Source organism: Vibrio sp. B1REV9, from assembly GCF_905175395.2.
GTDB classification, from domain to species: domain Bacteria; phylum Pseudomonadota; class Gammaproteobacteria; order Enterobacterales; family Vibrionaceae; genus Vibrio; species Vibrio alfacsensis.
Window position 1 is genome coordinate 619154 of the sequence record NZ_HG992745.1, and the last position, 23009, is coordinate 642162.

The 23009-nt window shown below is 46.0% G+C and carries 17 protein-coding genes, 6 tRNA genes and 3 rRNA genes; 22 read left to right on the forward strand and 4 right to left on the reverse strand.

Annotation, left to right across the window (positions count from 1 at the left end; genetic code table 11):
* Positions 1–41 precede the first annotated feature (41 nt).
* Both KHN78_RS08365 and murI read left to right on the forward strand, forming a co-directional pair.
* Positions 42–725: an adenine nucleotide alpha hydrolase gene (locus KHN78_RS08365; RefSeq protein ID WP_211915766.1), complete on the forward strand. Its 684-nt coding sequence runs from the start codon at positions 42–44 to the stop codon at positions 723–725.
* Between the two features lie 40 nt (positions 726–765).
* Positions 766–1572 carry a glutamate racemase gene (gene murI, locus KHN78_RS08370; protein ID WP_211915767.1) on the forward strand — a complete coding sequence of 269 codons (807 nt, stop codon included), beginning with the start codon at positions 766–768 and terminating at the stop codon, positions 1570–1572.
* Here the strand turns inward: murI and KHN78_RS08375 are convergent.
* On the reverse strand, positions 1535–1990 hold the full coding sequence (locus tag KHN78_RS08375) for an RNA recognition motif domain-containing protein (protein WP_211915768.1): 456 nt from the start codon (positions 1988–1990) through the stop codon (positions 1535–1537). The two genes, murI and KHN78_RS08375, sit on opposite strands and share 38 nt — an antisense overlap.
* Before the next feature lie 620 nt (positions 1991–2610).
* On the opposite strand from KHN78_RS08375, the gene KHN78_RS08380 reads away from it, so the two are divergent.
* The 5 genes from KHN78_RS08380 (at position 2611) to KHN78_RS08400 (ending at position 7875) form a co-directional block, all read left to right on the forward strand.
* Positions 2611–4165: ribosomal RNA gene (locus KHN78_RS08380) — 16S ribosomal RNA — on the forward strand.
* Positions 4166–4527: 362 nt separating this feature from the next.
* Positions 4528–7420 (forward strand): 23S ribosomal RNA (locus tag KHN78_RS08385).
* 91 nt (positions 7421–7511) lie between these two features.
* Positions 7512–7628: ribosomal RNA gene (gene rrf / locus KHN78_RS08390) — 5S ribosomal RNA — on the forward strand.
* Together the 16S, 23S and 5S rRNA genes with 2 tRNA genes alongside form the textbook arrangement of a ribosomal RNA operon.
* 32 nt (positions 7629–7660) lie before the next feature.
* A tRNA-Asp gene (locus tag KHN78_RS08395) sits at positions 7661–7737 on the forward strand.
* 61 nt (positions 7738–7798) lie between these two features.
* Positions 7799–7875, forward strand: a tRNA-Trp gene (locus KHN78_RS08400).
* Between the two features lie 250 nt (positions 7876–8125).
* On the opposite strand, the gene pssA is transcribed toward KHN78_RS08400, so the two are convergent.
* The gene (gene pssA / locus KHN78_RS08405) at positions 8126–9466 is read right to left on the reverse strand and encodes a CDP-diacylglycerol--serine O-phosphatidyltransferase (protein ID WP_211915769.1); all 1341 of its coding nucleotides are present in this window, start codon (positions 9464–9466) and stop codon (positions 8126–8128) included.
* A 71-nt stretch (positions 9467–9537) separates the two neighbouring features.
* The gene (locus tag KHN78_RS08410) at positions 9538–9969 is read right to left on the reverse strand and encodes a GNAT family N-acetyltransferase (protein ID WP_211916526.1); all 432 of its coding nucleotides are present in this window, start codon (positions 9967–9969) and stop codon (positions 9538–9540) included.
* Between the two features lie 101 nt (positions 9970–10070).
* On the opposite strand from KHN78_RS08410, the gene murB reads away from it, so the two are divergent.
* Both murB and birA read left to right on the forward strand, forming a co-directional pair.
* Positions 10071–11114: a UDP-N-acetylmuramate dehydrogenase gene (murB, locus tag KHN78_RS08415; RefSeq protein WP_211915770.1), complete on the forward strand. Its 1044-nt coding sequence runs from the start codon at positions 10071–10073 to the stop codon at positions 11112–11114.
* Positions 11111–12076, forward strand: a complete 966-nt coding sequence (gene birA / locus KHN78_RS08420; RefSeq protein WP_211915771.1) for a bifunctional biotin--[acetyl-CoA-carboxylase] ligase/biotin operon repressor BirA — start codon at positions 11111–11113, stop codon at positions 12074–12076. The genes murB and birA overlap by 4 nt, the downstream gene beginning before the upstream one ends.
* Positions 12077–12102: 26 nt before the next feature.
* On the opposite strand, the gene coaA is transcribed toward birA, so the two are convergent.
* Complete coding sequence (coaA, locus tag KHN78_RS08425) at positions 12103–13026, reverse strand: type I pantothenate kinase (protein WP_211915772.1); 924 nt, start codon at positions 13024–13026, stop codon at positions 12103–12105.
* Here coaA and KHN78_RS08430 point away from each other — a divergent pair.
* The 13 genes from KHN78_RS08430 to rpoB all read left to right on the forward strand — a co-directional run bounded on the left by KHN78_RS08430 (position 13017) and on the right by rpoB (position 22904).
* Complete coding sequence (locus KHN78_RS08430; RefSeq protein ID WP_211915773.1) at positions 13017–13250, forward strand: hypothetical protein; 234 nt, start codon at positions 13017–13019, stop codon at positions 13248–13250. The genes coaA and KHN78_RS08430 overlap by 10 nt on opposite strands.
* Positions 13233–13308, forward strand: a tRNA-Thr gene (locus tag KHN78_RS08435). The genes KHN78_RS08430 and KHN78_RS08435 overlap by 18 nt, the downstream gene beginning before the upstream one ends.
* Before the next feature lie 47 nt (positions 13309–13355).
* A tRNA-Tyr gene (locus tag KHN78_RS08440) sits at positions 13356–13440 on the forward strand.
* 34 nt (positions 13441–13474) lie between these two features.
* Positions 13475–13549 (forward strand) — tRNA-Gly (locus KHN78_RS08445).
* A gap of 13 nt (positions 13550–13562) precedes the next feature.
* Positions 13563–13638, forward strand: a tRNA-Thr gene (locus KHN78_RS08450).
* A 101-nt stretch (positions 13639–13739) separates the two neighbouring features.
* Positions 13740–14924 (forward strand): elongation factor Tu, encoded by a 1185-nt coding sequence (gene tuf / locus KHN78_RS08455; RefSeq protein ID WP_211915774.1) that lies wholly within the window; start codon positions 13740–13742, stop codon positions 14922–14924.
* Positions 14925–15191: 267 nt separating this feature from the next.
* Positions 15192–15572, forward strand: a complete 381-nt coding sequence (gene secE, locus KHN78_RS08460; protein ID WP_005440549.1) for a preprotein translocase subunit SecE — start codon at positions 15192–15194, stop codon at positions 15570–15572.
* Positions 15573–15585: 13 nt separating this feature from the next.
* Positions 15586–16134: a transcription termination/antitermination protein NusG gene (nusG, locus tag KHN78_RS08465; protein WP_128809893.1), complete on the forward strand. Its 549-nt coding sequence runs from the start codon at positions 15586–15588 to the stop codon at positions 16132–16134.
* Between the two features lie 143 nt (positions 16135–16277).
* Entirely contained in the window at positions 16278–16706 is a 429-nt protein-coding gene (rplK, locus tag KHN78_RS08470; protein ID WP_128809894.1) for a 50S ribosomal protein L11, read from the forward strand.
* A gap of 4 nt (positions 16707–16710) precedes the next feature.
* A complete protein-coding gene (gene rplA, locus KHN78_RS08475) occupies positions 16711–17412 on the forward strand; it encodes a 50S ribosomal protein L1 (protein ID WP_128809895.1) in 702 nt (233 codons plus the stop codon).
* A gap of 292 nt (positions 17413–17704) precedes the next feature.
* Positions 17705–18199: a 50S ribosomal protein L10 gene (gene rplJ, locus KHN78_RS08480; protein WP_128809896.1), complete on the forward strand. Its 495-nt coding sequence runs from the start codon at positions 17705–17707 to the stop codon at positions 18197–18199.
* A 57-nt stretch (positions 18200–18256) separates the two neighbouring features.
* Entirely contained in the window at positions 18257–18625 is a 369-nt protein-coding gene (rplL, locus tag KHN78_RS08485) for a 50S ribosomal protein L7/L12 (protein ID WP_128809897.1), read from the forward strand.
* Between the two features lie 250 nt (positions 18626–18875).
* Positions 18876–22904, forward strand: a complete 4029-nt coding sequence (gene rpoB, locus KHN78_RS08490; protein ID WP_128809898.1) for a DNA-directed RNA polymerase subunit beta — start codon at positions 18876–18878, stop codon at positions 22902–22904.
* Positions 22905–23009 lie beyond the last annotated feature (105 nt).

Consider the following 23009-nt stretch of genomic DNA (forward strand, 5'->3'; position numbering starts at 1 on the left):
GTAAGTAAAGCGCTGGTGGAAATAGGTAACAAGGAAAGACGATGACTAAACCAAAACGTGTTGTGATCAGCTGGTCAAGCGGAAAAGACTCTACATTAACGTTGGAGCGTCTAAACGAAGATCCGCATTATCAGGTGGTTGGCTTGTACACCACTTATGTTGATAAAGAAGTCCCTTTTCAAGCAACGCCGCTTGAGGTTGTGCAAATGCAGGCGGACTTACTTGGTCTTCCGCTCATTCCTATTGAACTGCCTGAAGTCTTCCCGAGTAACGACATTTATCAATCGACTATCGTGAATGCACTACAAAGTAGTGGGCTGAATGTAGAAGCCGTCGCGTTTGGCGATATGTTTTGCAATGGAATTGCTGATTATCGACGCAGCTATATTGAGCCTGCTGGTTGGGAATGCGTATTCCCATTACTGGGGGAAGAAAGCAGAACATTAGCATTTGAAATTGTCGAACGTGGTATTCAAACTATGTTGATTACCACCGATGGAAACGTGTTGCCGCCGGAGTGGTGTGGACGCTGGTATGACAAAGCGCTGATTGAGTCATTACCCGGTCATATTGATCCCTGCGGAGAAGATGGCGAATTCCATACGTTGGTGACATCAACCCCATCATTTCAAGGACATATAGAGTTGACTAAGCTTGAAGTGGAAATAGGGGAGCGATTCAGCCATCAAAGATACCAAGCCAAAGCATTGCCAAAACAAATCTAACCAGTATGATCGCCGAGTCTCTAATTTGCAGGTAAGACTCGTGCGAGCATCAAGTAAGAAAAAAGTTCTAGTGTTTGACTCCGGTGTCGGAGGGCTATCGGTCTTCCAAGAAATCCACCGACTTCTACCACACATGGATTACTTGTATCTGTTCGATAACGAAGCTTACCCATATGGCGAACTTGACCAAGATGTGCTGATCACTCGCGTTAATAAGCTAGTTGCGGCGTTGATCGAAGAGCATCAAGCCGACATCGTCGTCATCGCCTGCAATACCGCAAGTACCATAGTGCTACCGTCACTGCGCGCGAAGCTATCCATTCCGGTTGTTGGTGTGGTGCCTGCGATCAAGCCTGCCTCGTTACTCGCTTCTCAAGGTGTAGGACTCATTGCTACGCCTGCGACCGTGACTCGTCAATATACCCATGAACTGATCCGTGACTTTGCTCAAGGCAAACCTGTCGAGCTATTAGGCTCCACTCGCTTAGTTGATATGGCCGAAGAAAAGTTGCGTGGCGAAAGCATTTCTATTCCAGAGCTCGAAAGCATTCTTCTACCACTGCGTAATAAAGTCGATGTGGCTGTATTGGGGTGTACGCATTTTCCTTTAATAAAAGAAGAGATTCATCAGGCTCTTGGTGGCGAAGTAACATTAGTTGATTCTGGCGAAGCCATTGCTCGTCGAGTGAAAGCATTACTAGTCAGTGATATGATGGAAGAGAGTAAAGAGGAAGGGAGTAAGAAGATTTATGCCAGTGCACCTCCTTGGCAAGAAGATGCACTGAATACTTGTTTGGCTAGGTTAGGATTTAATCCTGTTCAAGTTTACCGCCATCCGGATGTTTAGGGTCATTAGCAATGCGAACTTTTAGTGTTCGGTCCATGTATTCCTTTTCATTGAGTTCGGTGATGGCTGGTTCTGCATCTGTAGCCGCCATGACGACAAAACCGAATCCTCTCCTTTTTCCTGTTCGTTTATCTTTCATTAATCGCACTGCGTAGACTTGCCCATATTCAGCAAAGAGATCACGAACGTGACTCTCATTTGCTTTATATGGCAGATTTCCAACATAGAGCGTTTTTGTTGACGGTTCAGAAACCGTAGATTGAATAACAGGTGCTTTGCTTGAAAGTGAAAAGAGAAAAGCGGTCGCGATAACACCGATAATGAAGCTCAAGGCGGGAGAAATAGCTATTTGAGAGAATATGACTCCCCCAATGACAGCTAAACCAGCACATAAGATAAGATTTTTTTTAGACATCATTTGAATACTACATATAGAGAATAAGAAAATAGTCTGCCTATTAACAAAATAGACACATGAATCTTACGTATATGGTTGGTGTTTTTCCAACCAATTGCTGTGATGTGTCTCAAATGTGACGAAGAAATATGCAGATATATGGCATTTGATGGATAAGTGACCGCTTGAACGGTTTTTTTTTAAATAAGGCTTGCGCTAATTTCTCAGTTCCCTATACTGCGCATCCACCGACACGGAGTGAGACGAAAGTCACACAGCGAGTTGGGGTTAGAGAAAAAGAAGTTTGAAAAAAACACTTGACTCTCAAACTGGAAAGCGTAAAGTACGCATCCCTAACGACGAGGCGCTGAAGCGGCGAGTTAGTTAGAAAGCTCTTTAAAAATAAGAACCTATCAATCTGTGTGGGCACTCGTTGATGATAATCCAATTAGATATTTCTTTTCTTAACGGAAAGCGGTATCAAATTAGGTTTCAATGAACTGAGTGACCAAACGAGTCGAAAGACTTGGCACAGTCAATTCATTATCGTTCTGTTGGAACGATAATAGCTTTAAAATTACTTCTTACTTTCGAGTAAGAGCAGTTTTGAAGTCAGTATTCATTGAGCCGAACAAAATCTTAAATTGAAGAGTTTGATCATGGCTCAGATTGAACGCTGGCGGCAGGCCTAACACATGCAAGTCGAGCGGCAGCGACAACATTGAATCTTCGGAGGATTTGTTGGGCGGCGAGCGGCGGACGGGTGAGTAATGCCTAGGAAATTGCCCTGATGTGGGGGATAACCATTGGAAACGATGGCTAATACCGCATGATGCCTACGGGCCAAAGAGGGGGACCTTCGGGCCTCTCGCGTCAGGATATGCCTAGGTGGGATTAGCTAGTTGGTGAGGTAAGGGCTCACCAAGGCGACGATCCCTAGCTGGTCTGAGAGGATGATCAGCCACACTGGAACTGAGACACGGTCCAGACTCCTACGGGAGGCAGCAGTGGGGAATATTGCACAATGGGCGCAAGCCTGATGCAGCCATGCCGCGTGTGTGAAGAAGGCCTTCGGGTTGTAAAGCACTTTCAGTAGGGAGGAAGGTTCATGCGTTAATAGCGTATGGATTTGACGTTACCTACAGAAGAAGCACCGGCTAACTCCGTGCCAGCAGCCGCGGTAATACGGAGGGTGCGAGCGTTAATCGGAATTACTGGGCGTAAAGCGCATGCAGGTGGTTTGTTAAGTCAGATGTGAAAGCCCGGGGCTCAACCTCGGAATTGCATTTGAAACTGGCAGACTAGAGTACTGTAGAGGGGGGTAGAATTTCAGGTGTAGCGGTGAAATGCGTAGAGATCTGAAGGAATACCGGTGGCGAAGGCGGCCCCCTGGACAGATACTGACACTCAGATGCGAAAGCGTGGGGAGCAAACAGGATTAGATACCCTGGTAGTCCACGCCGTAAACGATGTCTACTTGGAGGTTGTGGCCTTGAGCCGTGGCTTTCGGAGCTAACGCGTTAAGTAGACCGCCTGGGGAGTACGGTCGCAAGATTAAAACTCAAATGAATTGACGGGGGCCCGCACAAGCGGTGGAGCATGTGGTTTAATTCGATGCAACGCGAAGAACCTTACCTACTCTTGACATCCAGAGAAGCCAGTAGAGATACAGGTGTGCCTTCGGGAACTCTGAGACAGGTGCTGCATGGCTGTCGTCAGCTCGTGTTGTGAAATGTTGGGTTAAGTCCCGCAACGAGCGCAACCCTTATCCTTGTTTGCCAGCGAGTAATGTCGGGAACTCCAGGGAGACTGCCGGTGATAAACCGGAGGAAGGTGGGGACGACGTCAAGTCATCATGGCCCTTACGAGTAGGGCTACACACGTGCTACAATGGCGCATACAGAGGGCAGCCAACTTGCGAAAGTGAGCGAATCCCAAAAAGTGCGTCGTAGTCCGGATTGGAGTCTGCAACTCGACTCCATGAAGTCGGAATCGCTAGTAATCGTGGATCAGAATGCCACGGTGAATACGTTCCCGGGCCTTGTACACACCGCCCGTCACACCATGGGAGTGGGCTGCAAAAGAAGTAGGTAGTTTAACCTTTCGGGGAGGACGCTTACCACTTTGTGGTTCATGACTGGGGTGAAGTCGTAACAAGGTAGCGCTAGGGGAACCTGGCGCTGGATCACCTCCTTATACGATACGGATAGTTTGCTTTCACTTTTTAAAGTGAAGACAAATGAGTCTCGATGAGTGTCCACACAGATTGATGGTTTTGAAGCGAAAGCTTCGAGCTATTATTGCTCTTTAACAATTTGGAAAGCTGACAAAACAAATCTTGTCTTAAATAGATAAGCGTTTGTTTGTAAAGTTCTCAAAGTATTCATTTCGATGAATACACAAAAACACATTCAAGTGTTCTTGGGTTTTGCGAAAGCAAAACATATTTGAGTCCGGCAAAATCGATAGCTATCTCGCTCATTCAAATAATGAGATAGCAACTTTGGTTGTTTAAACAACAAACTCAAGATTTCTTCTGAAACTCTTTGGGGTTGTATGGTTAAGTGACTAAGCGTACACGGTGGATGCCTTGGCAGTCAGAGGCGATGAAAGACGTAGTAACTTGCGATAAGCCCAGATTAGGTAGTAACAACCATTTGAGTCTGGGATTTCTGAATGGGGAAACCCACTAGCATAAGCTAGTATCATTAACTGAATTCATAGGTTAATGAGGCGAACCGGGGGAACTGAAACATCTAAGTACCCCGAGGAAAAGAAATCAACCGAGATTCCGAAAGTAGCGGCGAGCGAAATTGGACTAGCCCTTAAGCTTTATATGCGTTAGACGAACGGTCTGGAAAGTCCGGCGATACAGGGTGATAGCCCCGTAGTCGACAACGCACATTCAGTGAAATCGAGTAGGGCGGGACACGTGATATCCTGTCTGAATATGGGGGGACCATCCTCCAAGGCTAAATACTACTGACTGACCGATAGTGAACCAGTACCGTGAGGGAAAGGCGAAAAGAACCCCTGTGAGGGGAGTGAAATAGAACCTGAAACCGTGTACGTACAAGCAGTAGGAGCAGGCATTGCGTCCTGTGACTGCGTACCTTTTGTATAATGGGTCAGCGACTTATATTCAGTGGCAAGGTTAACCATCTAGGGGAGCCGTAGGGAAACCGAGTCTTAACTGGGCGTTCAGTCTCTGGATATAGACCCGAAACCAGGTGATCTAGCCATGGGCAGGTTGAAGATTGAGTAACATCAATTGGAGGACCGAACCGACTAATGTTGAAAAATTAGCGGATGACTTGTGGCTAGGGGTGAAAGGCCAATCAAACCTGGAGATAGCTGGTTCTCCCCGAAAGCTATTTAGGTAGCGCCTCGGACGAATACTACTGGGGGTAGAGCACTGTTAAGGCTAGGGGGTCATCCCGACTTACCAACCCTTTGCAAACTCCGAATACCAGTAAGTACTATCCGGGAGACACACGGCGGGTGCTAACGTCCGTCGTGGAGAGGGAAACAACCCAGACCGCCAGCTAAGGTCCCAAATTATTACTAAGTGGGAAACGATGTGGGAAGGCTCAGACAGCCAGGATGTTGGCTTAGAAGCAGCCATCATTTAAAGAAAGCGTAATAGCTCACTGGTCGAGTCGGCCTGCGCGGAAGATGTAACGGGGCTAAGTAATAAACCGAAGCTGCGGCAATGAAGTTTACTTCATTGGGTAGGGGAGCGTTCTGTAAGCCGTTGAAGGTGTGTTGTAAAGCATGCTGGAGGTATCAGAAGTGCGAATGCTGACATGAGTAACGATAAAGGGGGTGAAAAACCTCCTCGCCGGAAGACCAAGGGTTCCTGTCCAACGTTAATCGGGGCAGGGTAAGTCGACCCCTAAGGCGAGGCCGAAAGGCGTAGTCGATGGGAAACGGGTTAATATTCCCGTACTTCTTACAATTGCGATGGGGGGACGGAGAAGGCTAGGTGGGCCTGGCGACGGTTGTCCAGGTTCAAGTGCGTAGGCTTAAGAGTTAGGTAAATCCGGCTCTTTCTAAGGCTGAGACACGACGTCGAGCTACTACGGTAGTGAAGTCATTGATGCCATGCTTCCAGGAAAAGCCTCTAAGCTTCAGATTGTAAGGAATCGTACCCCAAACCGACACAGGTGGTCGGGTAGAGAATACCAAGGCGCTTGAGAGAACTCGGGTGAAGGAACTAGGCAAAATGGTACCGTAACTTCGGGAGAAGGTACGCTCTTGATGGTGAAGTCCCTTGCGGATGGAGCTGACGAGAGTCGCAGATACCAGGTGGCTGCAACTGTTTATTAAAAACACAGCACTGTGCAAAATCGTAAGATGACGTATACGGTGTGACGCCTGCCCGGTGCCGGAAGGTTAATTGATGGGGTTAGACTTCGGTCGAAGCTCTTGATCGAAGCCCCGGTAAACGGCGGCCGTAACTATAACGGTCCTAAGGTAGCGAAATTCCTTGTCGGGTAAGTTCCGACCTGCACGAATGGCGTAATGATGGCCACGCTGTCTCCACCCGAGACTCAGTGAAATTGAAATCGCTGTGAAGATGCAGTGTACCCGCGGCTAGACGGAAAGACCCCGTGAACCTTTACTACAGCTTGGCACTGAACATTGACCCTACATGTGTAGGATAGGTGGGAGGCTTTGAAGCAGGTACGCTAGTATCTGTGGAGCCGTCCTTGAAATACCACCCTTGTAGTGTTGATGTTCTAACGTTGACCCCTTATCGGGGTTGCGGACAGTGCCTGGTGGGTAGTTTGACTGGGGCGGTCTCCTCCCAAAGAGTAACGGAGGAGCACGAAGGTGGGCTAATCACGGTTGGACATCGTGAGGTTAGTGCAATGGCATAAGCCCGCTTGACTGCGAGAATGACAATTCGAGCAGGTGCGAAAGCAGGTCATAGTGATCCGGTGGTTCTGAATGGAAGGGCCATCGCTCAACGGATAAAAGGTACTCCGGGGATAACAGGCTGATACCGCCCAAGAGTTCATATCGACGGCGGTGTTTGGCACCTCGATGTCGGCTCATCACATCCTGGGGCTGAAGTCGGTCCCAAGGGTATGGCTGTTCGCCATTTAAAGTGGTACGCGAGCTGGGTTTAGAACGTCGTGAGACAGTTCGGTCCCTATCTGCCGTGGGCGTTGGAGAATTGAAAGGGGCTGCTCCTAGTACGAGAGGACCGGAGTGGACGAACCTCTGGTGTTCGGGTTGTGTCGCCAGACGCATTGCCCGGTAGCTAAGTTCGGAATCGATAACCGCTGAAAGCATCTAAGCGGGAAGCGAGCCTTGAGATGAGTTCTCCCTGATACTTTAAGTATCCTAAAGGGTTGTCGGAGACTACGACGTTGATAGGTCAGGTGTGTAAGTGCTGTGAGGCATTGAGCTAACTGATACTAATTGCCCGTGAGGCTTAACCATACAACACCCAAAGGGTTTTGATGGACTCAAAGCAAGAACAGACTTGATTGTGTAGAGAACACAGAAACAGCTTTCCGAATTAAAGAATTTGCTTGGCGACCATAGCATTTTGGACCCACCTGATTTCCATTCCGAACTCAGAAGTGAAACGAAATAGCGCCGATGGTAGTGTGGGGTTTCCCCATGTGAGAGTAGGACATCGCCAGGCTTTAAATTTAGACTTAAGTGTCTAACCAGTGCGGAGCGGTAGTTCAGTTGGTTAGAATACCGGCCTGTCACGCCGGGGGTCGCGGGTTCGAGTCCCGTCCGCTCCGCCATTTATTCAGACAACCTTGCTATAAGCAAGGTTTTGTCGAATCTACAATATGTAGAATATTTAGGGGTGTAGCTCCAATTGGCAGAGCAGCGGATTCCAAATCCGCGTGTTGGGAGTTCGAATCTCTCCACCCCTGCCATCTTCAAAGCCTCAGCAGAAATGCTGGGGCTTTTTTGCATTTCAATATCTCTATCCACGACTCATCGACAGAATTCTCGTCTCCTCTACATACCTAAATCGTGCGAGAGCGACAAGCTATACATTATCTTTCTTAATGCTAAAACAGCCTCTTCTGGTTCGTTACGGAGCGTAACATTGTGCCATTTTCTTATGGGTAGAAAAAAGCCCAACGCGGTGGTTAGGCTTTAAGTGAAAGGGCTACATAGAGGTTATAGAATGCGTTTTAGAACGCCATCCGCTTTGATTCGGGTGATTTTACGAACTAACTTCTGAACTTCGATGGGATAGTTCTCTACTTTTTCTAGTTGCTTATAGGTACAAACTAACTGCGTGTGCTTGAGAATGTTCTCTACTTCTAGGTCAAATTTATCAGTAAGCTTTGCGTAATGGTCTTGTACTAGTAGACCGTTTTCTAAGTCTAGCGACCATGCTCGAGGGTTTAGGTTGTTGCCTGTGAGCAACATGTAACGCTTATCAACCCAAATTCCTTTTAGATGGAAACTGTTATTATCGTGCTTCCATAAATGAATCGAAAGCCTACGCGCAGCAATATTGGCTTCATTGGCTTTGGCAAAGCGTCTTAAGTTAAGCTCATACAAGTATGGCAAGCCCCCGATAGTTTTAAACTCATCTTCAGGGGATATATAGAAATCATTAGCCGTTTTATCACCGACAACGATTGTCACTTTTACGCCTCTTTTCATTGCTCTTTTTACTTCACGATTGATCGCTTTTGGGAAGTTAAAGTAAGGCGTACAGATGAAAATCTCGTTTTGGGCGGCAGCAAGTAGGTTAACAATTTTTTGGTTTAGAATGTTTCTACGTTTTCCTAGACCAACGAGAGGTGTGATGTTGATTTTATCCTCACCTGCATCTTCTGGCTCAAACTGGTAATTGGCAGAAGCAAGAGAAGAGCGAAATTGACGAATCGCAACTTTAATTTCTTTAGTTTCGGGTTTGTCTTTGTCCGCCAGATCATTTACTGCTGGGTGGGCAATCATTTCATCTTGAATAAAATTGACCATAGAGTCGGCAAGCGTTTGGTGCTGAATTACATGATAACGGTCAAAGCGATAGCGATCATGGTATTGCAGGTATACGTTATTTAGACTGGCTCCGCTGTAAATGACGGTGTCATCAACGATAAAACCTTTTAGGTGAAGAACGCCAAAAACCTCTCGACCTCGTACAGGGATTCCGTACACAGGGATAGAGTGTTGGTATTTTTGGGCAAATGCTTTATACAGCGCGGAGTTCCCCTCGGATGACTCTGCTCCAATCAAACCACGCTGAGCTCGGTGCCAATCTACACAGATATTGATGTCTAACCCAGGGTTACGCTGTTTTGCTTCGTAAAGAGCAGTTAGAACTTCACGCCCAGCTTCATCATCTTCCAGATATAGTGCGACTAGGTAAATTCGTGACGTTGCTTTGCTGATCGCATCAAGAAGACGAGTTCTGAAAGTGTCTGCTGAATGCAGAACTTCGAAGTCTTCGGGATTTACAGCAAGACTCGGCAACTGCTCGAATGGATTCCTACTTACTATCATATCGGTGTGAGTACCTTAATTAAGTGCAATATTGCGAACCTGACATTTTATCAAAGATATGATTTATCTGGCTACAAATCCTCGTGTATTGGGGGCTTTGGAGCAATGAATTGCATCGGAATGAGATCTTTGCCGCTCTCGGAGTAGCGCAAAAAGGCCATTTTTAATGAGTTTGGCAAATTGTCACATGCAATGCTTTGGAAGCTAAATTGAGAGTAGTAGTTTTCCAAGTGTGCAAATGCAAAGCAGTAGTCTCCATCTGTAAATACAAAGTTTTCACAATGGCGCAGAAGTGCATGGCCGACGCCGTGTCCTCGATATTCTGGTATGACTAACATACCCGTTAATAGACGAGACTGCTCAACCGTTTTCATTCGGAGTAGAGCAATGATGTTCGTCTCGATATTGGCGGTGATGATTAACTCATCGCGTTTAGCTCTGCCTGCTGGGTAGTGGGCTTTATAGAGTCTTTTTACAAGAGGGAGCTTAATAGGATTTAACACTTCTATGATTAATGAGCTTTGTAATGTCACTGCGGCTAAAAGATAACTAATGTAGAATGCATGTAGTTTAAGAGAATCTCATCAGGTGTTGCAAATCCACTATGGAAATTAAGAAACACGCGAGCCTTAAGGCTTTTCACACGTTCGGTATCGAACAGACTTGTGCTTACCTTGCTGTTGTTGAATCAATTGACGATGTTATACAGCTATTCAACGATACAACTTTTAAAGGCTTACCAAAACTATTCTTGGGCAAGGGCAGCAATATGCTCTTTACCCAACATTATGAGGGCGTTGTTATCATCAACCGCCTTTTGGGTAAAACTGTCACTGAAACAGAGAGTCATTATTTGCTTCATGTTGATGGAGGTGAAGATTGGCCTGCGTTAGTGGAATGGTGTGTAAGACAAGGGATTGGTGGTGTTGAGAATCTTGCGTTGATTCCGGGTTGTGCTGGGTCCGCTCCCATCCAGAATATTGGTGCCTATGGTCTAGAGTTACAAAATATCTGTGACTATGTCGATGTATTGGATCTCACAACATTTGAAACTAAACGAATGAGCTCAGCAGATTGCGAGTTTGGCTATCGAGATTCAATTTTTAAGCATGCGCTGTATGAGAAGTGTTTTATTACCGCTCTTGGGTTGAAGTTACCTAAGCAATGGCAAGCGATTAATCAATATGGTCCTCTGCAGAGTATTCCAGAAAATGAGCTTAGTCCACGCTCTATCTTTGAGCGGGTATGTCAGGTTCGAATGGAAAAACTGCCCGATCCAGCCAAAGTCGGAAATGCCGGTAGCTTTTTCAAAAACCCAGTGATCACGCAAGATCATTATGATCAACTCATTTCGCAACATAGCAGTATGGTGGCTTACCCTGCCGTAGGAGGGATGAAAGTTGCAGCAGGATGGCTAATCGATCAATGTGGTTTGAAAGGTGTTTCCGTGAATGGTGCGCAAGTAAACCCATTGCAAGCGCTCGTTTTAACGAATGTTAATAACTGTAGTGCAGATGATGTTGTTGCGTTGGCATCTTTAGTTAAGAGAGCGGTGTGGGATAAGTATCAAATTGAGCTTGAACATGAAGTGCGTTTTATGGGCAGCAAAAAGGAAACCAACCTGGCTGAAATAGAGGCAGGGAGATGAGAAAAGAACACTCAGCAAAATTGCATATTCTTAGATCATTAAGTGATGGCGGCTTCCACTCAGGAGAAGCGCTCGGGAACGAATTAGGCATCTCTCGCGCGGCAATCGCTAAGCACATAAAAGGGCTGAATGATTGGGGAGTGGATATTTATCGAATTCAAGGTCGTGGCTATCAATTAGCGCAGCCTATGCAGCTTCTTGATGAAGAGAGACTAACAGCCAGTGCGAATACTCAAGTTGAACTGATTTCTGTTATTAATTCGACAAACCAGTATCTATTGGAGAGAGTTAGTGAATCAGACAAAGGACGAGTTTGTCTCGCGGAATATCAAGCACAAGGTCGAGGCCGACGTGGACGTCAATGGGTTTCGCCTTTCGGTACGAATCTTTATTTTTCAATGTACTGGCGTTTAGATGCGGGCATGGCAGCAGCTATGGGGTTGAGTCTAGTGATTGGTATTGCTGCGGTAGAAGCGCTTGAAAAAATGGGCTTCGAGGGCGTAAAACTGAAATGGCCAAATGACATTTACTACCAAGACAAAAAACTCGCAGGTATTCTCGTAGAGATGTCTGGTCAAGCAGGTGCTGCTGCGCATCTTGTTATCGGTATGGGGCTCAATATCGGCATGCCGGACCAACAACCAAGCATTGACCAACCGTGGACCAGCTTAAATCAAGTGAGTAATGGGCAAGCGATTGATCGTACTCAACTCGCCATTCATTTAATAGAGCATTGGAAGAGTGCGCTTGAAGAATATGAAATGACAGGGTTGAGTGGGTTTGTTGAGCGCTGGAATCGCTTGGATAATTTCCTTGGCAGGTCAGTGAAATTACTCATGGGACCAAGGGAAATTTATGGTGTTGTAAAAGGTATTGATCAGCAAGGTGGTGTCGTGCTTGAAACGGAAAGTGGTTTGGAGACCTTTATTGGTGGGGAAATTTCCTTAAGAAAGCACGACTAGTTTTTTGTAACGCAAGCTAGAATCTATTACTTACGTAATGAGACTCTATCGACAAGATGATTAGCACCTTTGTGTAATATCAAATGGGCTCGCTCCCGAGTAGGTAGAATATTCTGATCTAAATTGAGCCCGTTAATACTTTTCCAAATATCTTTGGCTTTGCTTTTTGCTGCATCGGTTGAAAGTTGCGTATAGTGACTGAAATAAGAGCCAGGTTTGGTGAATGCTCCCTGACGAAATTTCAAGAAACGTTCGATATACCATTGCTCAATGGTTTCTGTGTCAGCATCGACATAAATTGAAAAATCAAGAAAGTCAGAAACAAACACACGATGCGGATCGTGCGGGTAGTCCATACCGCTCTGTAATACGTTTAGGCCCTCAATAATCAATACATCTGGTCTATCGACAGTCTTAAGGTCTTCAGTGATGTCGTAAGTAATATGTGAGTATAGCGGTACCGTGAGGTTTGGCTTACCTGCTTTTACATCAGAGACAAATTCTACTAAGCGTTTGATGTCATAGGATTCCGGAAACCCTTTTCGATGCATGATCCCTTTTTGCTCTAGAACTTTTTTTGGATACAAAAAACCATCTGTGGTCACAAGTGCGACTTTAGGATGATTCTCCCAGCGAGAGAGTAGAGCCTCGAGAATGCGCGCGGTTGTACTTTTACCAACGGCGACACTTCCTGCGATACCAATCACGAAAGGGGGGGCATGCTCTTCTGTATTTAGAAATTGCTGTAACACACAATTGCGGCTTTGACGCGCTTGTACATACAAGTTGAGCAAACGAGACAGCGGTAAATAGATTTCTACAGCTTCCTCCATCGTGAGGTTTTCATTAATGCCCTGCAGGGCGATAAGGTCGTCTGCAGAGAGTGTCATCGGAACCGAATTACGAAGTTCAGCCCATGCGGCACGATCGAATGACAAAAATGGACTCATGGATCTCGTTTATCCTTGCTTTTACAGAGAGCAAAAACATACATCAAGCATCGAGTAAAGCAAATGAGAAAGCAGGAAAGTTTGTCGTAAAAAGCGAGGTTTGTATGATTTTGCAGCAAGCGACAAGAAAAAATGGATTTTTGCGATTTTTTTTAAATTTACTATTGCAAGCAGGAAAATCATTCAATAGAATGCGCACCACTTATGCCGACTTAGCTCAGTAGGTAGAGCAACTGACTTGTAATCAGTAGGTCACCAGTTCGATTCCGGTAGTCGGCACCATTTTCTCCTTGCTCTAAGCAATTTGTAGTGAAAATGGCGAAAAATTTGGAGGGGTTCCCGAGTGGCCAAAGGGAGCAGACTGTAAATCTGCCGGCACTGCCTTCGATGGTTCGAATCCGTCCCCCTCCACCATATTCTTAAGGAAATAGCTCTCAGAGTTACGTGTGCGGGCATCGTATAATGGCTATTACCTCAGCCTTCCAAGCTGATGATGCGGGTTCGATTCCCGCTGCCCGCTCCAATCAAATTTGAGTGCTGATATAGCTCAGGTGGTAGAGCGCATCCTTGGTAAGGATGAGGTCGGCAGTTCGAGTCTGCCTATCAGCACCAGCTCTCAAGTTTATTTCCTTTTGATATAAGATTTACCAATTATCTTTTTTGGTTGCGTGGTCAATTCGGGCCACCTAAATCCGTACCTAGAGGGACAACTCATGTCTAAAGAAAAATTTGAACGTGTAAAACCGCACGTAAACGTTGGTACTATCGGCCACGTTGACCACGGTAAAACAACTCTAACTGCAGCTATCTGTACTACACTTGCAAAAGTATACGGCGGTGCTGCTCGTGACTTCGCATCTATCGATAACGCTCCAGAAGAGCGTGAGCGCGGTATCACAATCTCTACTTCTCACGTAGAGTACGACACTCCAACTCGCCACTACGCACACGTAGACTGTCCAGGACACGCGGATTATGTTAAAAACATGATCACTGGTGCTGCACAGATGGACGGTGGTATCCTAGTTGTTGCTGCAACAGATGGCCCAATGCCACAAACTCGTGAGCACATCCTACTAGGCCGTCAGGTTGGTATCCCTTACATCATCGTATTCATGAACAAATGTGACATGGTTGACGATGAAGAGCTACTAGAACTAGTAGAAATGGAAGTTCGTGAACTTCTATCTGAGTACGATTTCCCAGGTGATGACCTACCAGTTATCCAAGGTTCTGCACTAGGCGCACTAAACGGCGAAGAGCAGTGGGAAGCGAAAATCATTGAACTAGCTGAAGCACTAGATACATACATCCCTGAGCCAGAGCGTGCAGTAGATATGCCATTCCTAATGCCTATCGAAGACGTATTCTCAATCCAAGGTCGTGGTACAGTAGTTACTGGTCGTATCGAGCGCGGTATCCTAAACGTAGGTGACGAAGTTGCTATCGTTGGTATCAAAGACACGACTACAACTACATGTACTGGTGTTGAGATGTTCCGTAAGCTTCTAGACGAAGGTCGTGCTGGTGAGAACGTTGGTGCACTTCTACGTGGTACTAAGCGTGATGACGTTGAACGTGGTCAAGTACTAGCTAAGCCTGGTTCAATCACTCCGCACACTAAGTTCGAGTCAGAAGTATACGTACTTTCTAAAGATGAAGGTGGTCGTCACACTCCATTCTTCAAAGGCTACCGTCCACAGTTCTACTTCCGTACAACTGACGTAACTGGTGACATCTCTCTACCAGAAGGCGTAGAAATGGTAATGCCAGGCGACAACATCCAAATGACTGTTGAGCTAATCGCTCCAATCGCAATGGATGAAGGCCTACGTTTCGCTATCCGTGAAGGTGGCCGTACAGTAGGTGCTGGTGTTGTTGCTAAGATCTTCGCTTAATTCTTAACGAATTGCCGAATGTCTTCTGAAAATCTTCAATTAGATTTGACGAACCAGTAGCAAAAAGGGCATCATTTGATGCCCTTTTTCTGCACTCAACATTATTTTAGCTGTTTTCTTGTTCAGAATTGGGTTGAGCGCAGAGCAAGATTAGGCAGAGACGCTTAATCTTAAGAGAGTAACGCTGATTTTTTCAGCGATATGGAGTTTGCCCTGCAACAGCGGGGTTGTTGTCGTCTATATTAAGACTTGTGACAGGTTGGTTTTATGAAAGCAAATAATGCTGAAACTCCTGATAGCTCGAACGCAGCAGATACGTTTAAGTGGATTGCCGCTTTCGTATTAGCAGCGGCCGCTGTTGTGGGTAATTACCTGTATGGTGAAATGTCTGTAGTTGTTCGCGCTGCAGGCGTTGTTGTTCTAATTGCAGCTGCTCTTGGCGTTGCAGCAACAACGACTAAAGGTAAAGCAGCGATCAGTTTTGCAAAAGAATCTCGTATGGAAGTTCGTAAGGTTGTTTGGCCGACTCGCCAAGAAACCATGCAAACAACACTGATCGTTTTAGCTGTAAGTATTGTAATGGCTCTAGTGCTATGGGGTATTGACGGCATCATGGTGCGTCTAGTAGCTCTAGCAACTGGGGTATAGAGGGTTTTAATTCATGAGTGAAGCTCAAAAAAAACGCTGGTATGTGGTTCAAGCCTTCTCTGGATTTGAAGGTCGTGTAGCTCAGTCTCTTCGCGAGCATATCAAAATGCACAGCATGGAAGAGCTATTCGGTGAAGTACTTGTTCCTACTGAAGAAGTAGTGGAAATGCGCGCTGGTCAGCGTCGTAAATCTGAACGTAAGTTCTTCCCTGGTTACGTCCTTGTTCAGATGATTATGAACGATGAATCATGGCACTTAGTACGCAGTGTGCCGCGTGTCATGGGCTTCATTGGTGGTACCTCAGATCGTCCAGCACCTATCACAGATAAAGAAGCTGACGCTATTCTTAATCGTCTTGAGAAAGCAAGCGAAGCACCTCGTCCACGTACTATGTACGAAGCGGGTGAAGTGGTACGTGTTAATGAAGGTCCATTTGCTGACTTCAATGGTACTGTTGAAGAAGTGGATTACGAGAAGAGCCGCCTGAAAGTGTCTGTGTCGATCTTTGGTCGTGCAACACCAGTTGAGCTTGATTTTGGTCAAGTTGAAAAGCTTGATTAAAAAAACACCTTTTTAAGGGTTGTCTAAGGCGCGAATTATGACTATAATTTCGCGCCTTTTTACTTCTCTTGAAGTAAAAAGTTTTTTACATAAACGGGGAGCTGATCGGTGATTAGCGTTTGTACCCAAACTTAGGAATTATCATGGCTAAGAAAGTTGAAGCTTACATCAAGCTACAAGTTGCAGCTGGTATGGCGAACCCAAGTCCACCAGTTGGTCCTGCACTAGGTCAACACGGTGTTAACATCATGGAATTCTGTAAAGCGTTTAACGCAAAAACAGAATCTCTAGAGAAAGGTCTACCTACTCCAGTTGTTATCACTGTATACAATGACCGTTCTTTCACGTTCATCACTAAGACTCCACCTGCTGCGACTCTTCTTCTGAAAGCTGCTGGTATCAAGTCTGGTTCAGGTCGTCCAAACACTGAAAAAGTGGGTACTGTGACAGAAGCTCAAATCCAAGAAATCGCAGAAACTAAAGCTGCTGATATGACTGGTGCTGACATCGAAGCGATGAAGCGTTCTATCGCTGGTACTGCTCGTTCAATGGGCCTAGTGGTAGAGGGTTAATAAGATGGCTAAACTAACTAAGCGCATGCGCGTAATCCGCGAAAAAGTTGACGTTACTAAAGAGTACGAAATCAACGAAGCTGTTGCACTTCTTCAAGAACTAGCAACTGCTAAATTCGTAGAGTCTGTTGACGTTGCTGTTAACCTAGGCATCGATGCTCGTAAATCTGACCAGAACGTACGTGGTGCAACTGTACTACCTCACGGTACTGGCCGCGACATCCGCGTTGCAGTGTTCACTCAAGGTGCAAACGCTGAAGCAGCTAAAGAAGCTGGCGCAGACATCGTTGGTATGGAAGATCTAGCTGAGCTAGTGAAAAAAGGCGAAATGAACTTTGACGTAGTTGTTGCTTCTCCAGATGCAATGCGCGTTGTAGGTCAACTAGGTACTATCCTAGGTCCTCGCGGTCTAATGCCAAACCCTAAAGTTGGTACTGTAACTCCTAACGTTGCTGAAGCGGTTAAGAACGCTAAAGCTGGTCAGGTTCGTTACCGTAACGACAAAAACGGCATCATCCACACTACTATCGGTAAAGCAACTTTCTCTGCTGAGCAGATCAAAGAGAACCTAGAAGCACTTCTAGTTGCTCTTAAGAAAGCTAAGCCATCTTCAGCGAAAGGTACTTTCCTGAAGAAAGTAAGCATCTCTACTACTATGGGTGCTGGTGTTGCTGTTGATCAGGCTAGCCTGAACACTCAAGCATAATTTATTTGCTTAGGCGCAAAATTTGTGTATAATTTTGCGCCTAATATTGTGGTTGGGGCTGAACTTTGGTTCTTCAAACTATTCACTAGTTTGAAGTAAATTAAGACCCAGTCTCCGTCCAAGACCGTAGGTGTCTATTTTTATAATAGTCTTAATCATCCTACGTAGATGGTGCCCGAACTGACAGAAAGCTCTATGTATATAGTTAACTTTCTTCTGGGAATGCACCTAAATAGCTCTCACTGTCGTGATGATAGTGAGTGGTGTAACGACAACCAGGAGTAAATCCAAGATGGCTTTAAACCTTCAAGACAAAAAAGCAATTGTTGCTGAAGTCAACGAAGCTGCCAGTGGTGCACTTTCTGCAGTTGTAGCTGATTCTCGTGGCGTTGAAGTTGGCGCAATGACTTCTCTACGTAAACAAGCTCGTGAAGCTGGCGTTTACATGAAAGTCGTGCGTAACACACTAGCACGTCGTGCGGTTCAAGGTACAGACTACGAATGTCTAACAGAGACATTCACTGGTCCTACTCTGATCGCATTCTCTAACGAGCACCCAGGTGCTGCAGCGCGTCTTTTCAAAGACTTCGCTAAAGAGAATAAAAACTTCGAGATCAAAGCTGCTGCATTTGAAGGCGCTCTAACTGACGCTGAAGTACTAGCAACACTACCAACTTACGACGAAGCAATCGCACGCCTAATGATGTGCATGAAAGAAGCTTCTGCTGCTAAGCTGGCGCGTACTATCGCAGCTATCCGCGATCAAAAACAAGAAGCAGCGGCATAAGCCTTGCTTTTTACTGGTTGCTTAATAAACTTATTGTTGACTTAAAAGAGAATTGTTATGTCTATTACTAACGAGCAAATCCTAGACGCAATCGCAGAAATGTCTGTGATGCAAGTTGTTGAACTAATTGAAGCAATGGAAGAGAAATTCGGCGTTTCTGCAGCAGCAGCTGTAGTAGCGGGCGGCGCAGCAGCTGGTGCAGCTGTTGAAGAGCAAACTGAATTCGACGTAATCCTAACTTCTGCTGGCGCTAACAAAGTTGCTGTAATCAAAGCAGTACGTGGCGCAACTGGTCTAGGCCTTAAAGAAGCTAAAGCTCTAGTAGACGGCGCTCCAGCACCTCTTAAAGAAGGTGTTGACAAAGCTGAAGCTGACGCTCTTAAAGCTCAGCTAGAAGAAGCTGGTGCAGCTGTTGAAGTTAAGTAATTATTACTTAATTTCCTAGCCTAACGGCTATTGGCTGGTGGTTTTTTAACCACCGGCCTTTTTGCGCTGTAGGGTATAGGCGAATTTTCCCGCTGTTTAAGCGCCTAATATCCAAGCAAAAAACGTTTCATTCATACGAAATGAAACGTCACTACAGTAAACAGCTATTTAGTCACTGTCCCTTACCCCCCTTAAGTAACTAGGAGCGGGCGGACAGTTTGGGTCACTTATCAGCGAGCTGAGGAACCCCATGGTTTACTCTTATACCGAGAAAAAGCGCATCCGTAAGGACTTTGGTACTCGTCCACAAGTTTTGGACATTCCATACCTGCTATCGATCCAGCTCGATTCGTTCGACAAATTTATCGAACAGGATCCTGAAGGTCAATACGGTCTTGAAGCTGCTTTCCGTTCTGTATTCCCAATTCAGAGCTACAACGGCAATTCTGAGCTGCAATACGTTAGCTACCGTCTTGGTGAGCCAGTTTTTGACGTTAAAGAATGTCAAATCCGCGGTGTAACTTACTCAAAGCCACTGCGCGTAAAACTGCGTCTAGTGATCTTTGATAAAGACGCACCAGCAGGTACTGTAAAAGACATTAAAGAACAAGAAGTCTACATGGGCGAAATTCCGCTTATGACAGACAATGGTACCTTCGTAATTAACGGTACCGAGAGGGTTATCGTATCCCAGCTGCACCGAAGCCCAGGCGTGTTCTTCGACAGCGATAAGGGTAAGACCCACTCTTCAGGTAAAGTTCTATACAACGCACGTGTTATTCCTTACCGTGGTTCATGGCTCGACTTCGAGTTTGATCCTAAGGACAACTTATACGTTCGTATTGACCGCCGTCGTAAGCTACCAGCATCGATCATCCTTCGTGCACTAGGTAAATCGACTGAAGAAATCCTAGATATCTTCTTCGAGAAAGTGAACTTCGAAGTGAAAGACCAAACTCTGCTTATGGAGTTGGTTCCTGATCGTCTACGTGGTGAAACTGCGTCATTCGATATTGAGTCGAACGGTAAAGTTTACGTAGAGCAAGGTCGTCGCGTAACAGCTCGTCATATCCGCCAACTAGAAAAAGATGGCGTTGATCACATCGAAGTACCAGTTGAGTACATCGTTGGTAAAGTTGCATCGAAAGATTACATCAACGAAGCAACAGGCGAGATCATTGTTAACGCTAACCAGGAAATTAGCCTGGAAGCACTAGCGAACCTATCTCAGGCTGGCCACAAAGCGCTAGAAGTTCTATTTACGAACGATCTAGACCACGGTCCATTCATGTCAGAAACACTACGTATCGACAGCACTGTTGACCGTATTTCTGCATTGGTAGAAATCTACCGCATGATGCGCCCTGGCGAGCCACCAACAAAAGAAGCTGCAGAAGCACTATTCGAAAGCCTATTCTTCTCTGAAGAGCGTTACGATCTATCGACTGTTGGTCGTATGAAGTTCAACAGCTCTATCGGCCGTGAAGATGCTCAAGAGCAAGGCACACTTGACGAGCTAGATATCGTTGAAGTGATGAAGAAGCTTATCGCGATCCGTAACGGTAAAGGCGAAGTGGACGATATCGACCACCTTGGTAACCGTCGTATCCGCTCTGTAGGCGAAATGGCTGAGAACCAGTTCCGTGTAGGTCTAGTACGTGTTGAGCGTGCAGTTAAAGAGCGTCTAAGCCTAGGCGACCTTGACGCAATCATGCCTCAAGACCTGATCAACGCGAAACCAATCTCTGCAGCTGTTAAAGAATTCTTTGGCTCTTCACAGCTTTCACAGTTCATGGACCAAAACAACCCGCTATCAGAAGTAACGCATAAGCGTCGTATTTCTGCATTGGGTCCTGGCGGTCTGACTCGTGAACGTGCTGGTTTCGAAGTACGTGACGTACACGTAACTCACTACGGTCGTCTATGTCCTATCGAAACGCCGGAAGGTCCAAACATCGGTCTGATCAACTCTCTATCTGCGTTTGCGCGTTGTAACGAGTACGGTTTCCTAGAGACTCCATACCGTCGCGTTGTAGATGGTGTTGTAACGGACGAAGTAGATTACCTATCTGCAATCGAAGAAGGCCAATTCGTTATCGCACAGGCTAACGCTGCGCTAACTGAAGAAGGCGGTTTTGCAGATGAGCTGATCACAGCTCGTCAAAAAGGTGAATCTGGCCTACACCCTCGTGAGCACGCTCAGTACATGGACGTTGCGACAAACCAGGTTGTATCTATCGCTGCATCGCTTATCCCGTTCCTAGAACACGATGATGCGAACCGTGCATTGATGGGTGCGAACATGCAACGTCAGGCAGTTCCAACACTGAAAGCTGACAAACCGCTTGTTGGTACTGGTATTGAACGTAACGTAGCAGTTGACTCAGGTGTAACTGCAGTTGCTAAACGTGGTGGTGTAATCCAGTCAGTAGATGCTTCTCGTATCGTTGTTAAAGTGAACGAAGAAGAGCTAGTACCAGGCGAAGCTGGTATCGACATCTACAACCTGACTAAATACACACGTTCTAACCAGAACACATGTATTAACCAGCGCCCATGTGTGATGCCAGGTGAACCTGTATCACGCGGTGACGTTCTTGCTGATGGTCCATCAACAGACCTTGGTGAACTAGCGCTTGGTCAAAACATGCGTATCGCGTTCATGCCTTGGAACGGTTACAACTTCGAAGACTCGATCTTAGTATCTGAGCGCGTAGTTCAAGAAGACCGCTTCACGACTATCCACATCCAAGAACTTACTTGTGTGGCGCGTGATACTAAGCTTGGTTCTGAAGAAATCACAGCTGATATTCCAAACGTAGGTGAATCTGCTCTGTCTAAACTAGACGAGTCAGGTATCGTTTACATCGGTGCTGAAGTTAAGGGTGGCGACATCCTAGTTGGTAAAGTAACACCTAAAGGTGAAACTCAGCTGACTCCTGAAGAGAAGCTACTACGTGCGATCTTCGGTGAAAAAGCATCGGACGTTAAAGATACGTCACTACGTGTACCTAACTCTGTATCAGGTACGATTATCGACGTTCAAGTCTTCACTCGCGATGGCGTAGAGAAAGACAAGCGTGCGCTTGAAATCGAGCAAATGCAGCTTAAAGAAGCGAAGAAAGACCTAACTGAAGAATTCCAGATTCTTGAGGGTGGCCTTCTAAACCGTGTTCGCGCTGTATTGATCGAGGGTGGTTACTCTGAAGCGAAACTAGACACGACTGATCGTAAGAAGTGGCTAGAGCTAACGCTAGAAGATGACGCACTGCAAACACAGCTTGAGCAACTAGCTGAGCAGTGGGATGAGCTGAAAGCTGACTTCGATAAGAAATTCGAAACTAAGCGTCGCAAGATCACTCAAGGTGATGATCTAGCACCTGGCGTACTGAAGATCGTTAAGGTTTACCTAGCGGTTAAACGTCGTATTCAGCCTGGTGATAAGATGGCGGGTCGTCACGGTAACAAGGGTGTAATCTCTAAGATCAACCCTGTTGAAGACATGCCATACGATGAAAAAGGTCAGCCTGTCGACATCGTACTTAACCCGCTGGGTGTACCATCGCGTATGAACATCGGTCAGATCCTAGAAGTACACTTAGGTCTGGCAGCGAAAGGTATCGGTGACAAGATCACTCAGATGGTTAAAGAGCAGCAAGAACTAGCGAAATTCCGCGAGTTCCTACAAAAAGTTTACGATCTAGGCGACACTCGTCAGAAAGTAGACATTGCTTCTCTATCTGATGACGAAGTACGTACTCTAATCAAGAACCTACGTGGCGGTCTACCAATCGCAACGCCTGTGTTCGACGGTGCTCCAGAAGCGTCAATTAAGGCTCTTCTAGAGTTAGCAGACCTACCAACATCTGGTCAGCTAAAACTGTTTGATGGTCGTACTGGTGATGAGTTTGAGCGTCCTGTAACAGTAGGTTACATGTACATGCTGAAACTAAACCACCTTGTTGATGACAAGATGCACGCTCGTTCAACTGGTTCGTACAGCCTAGTAACTCAGCAGCCACTTGGTGGTAAAGCTCAGTTCGGTGGTCAGCGTTTCGGTGAGATGGAAGTATGGGCACTAGAAGCATACGGTGCGGCTTACACTCTACAAGAAATGCTAACGGTTAAGTCTGATGACGTTAACGGCCGTACTAAGATGTACAAAAACATCGTAGACGGTAACCACAGCATGGAACCTGGTATGCCAGAATCGTTCAACGTATTGTTGAAAGAGATTCGCTCGCTAGGTATCAACATCGAGCTAGAAGACGAAGAGTAATCCCTTTCTCTCTTGATTAATTTCGAGAGAATCAAAAGCGATTATTTGGTAGAAGGTGCTCACTTTAGCGAGTGAGCTCCTTTTAACTCCTTACAGGAGCTGATT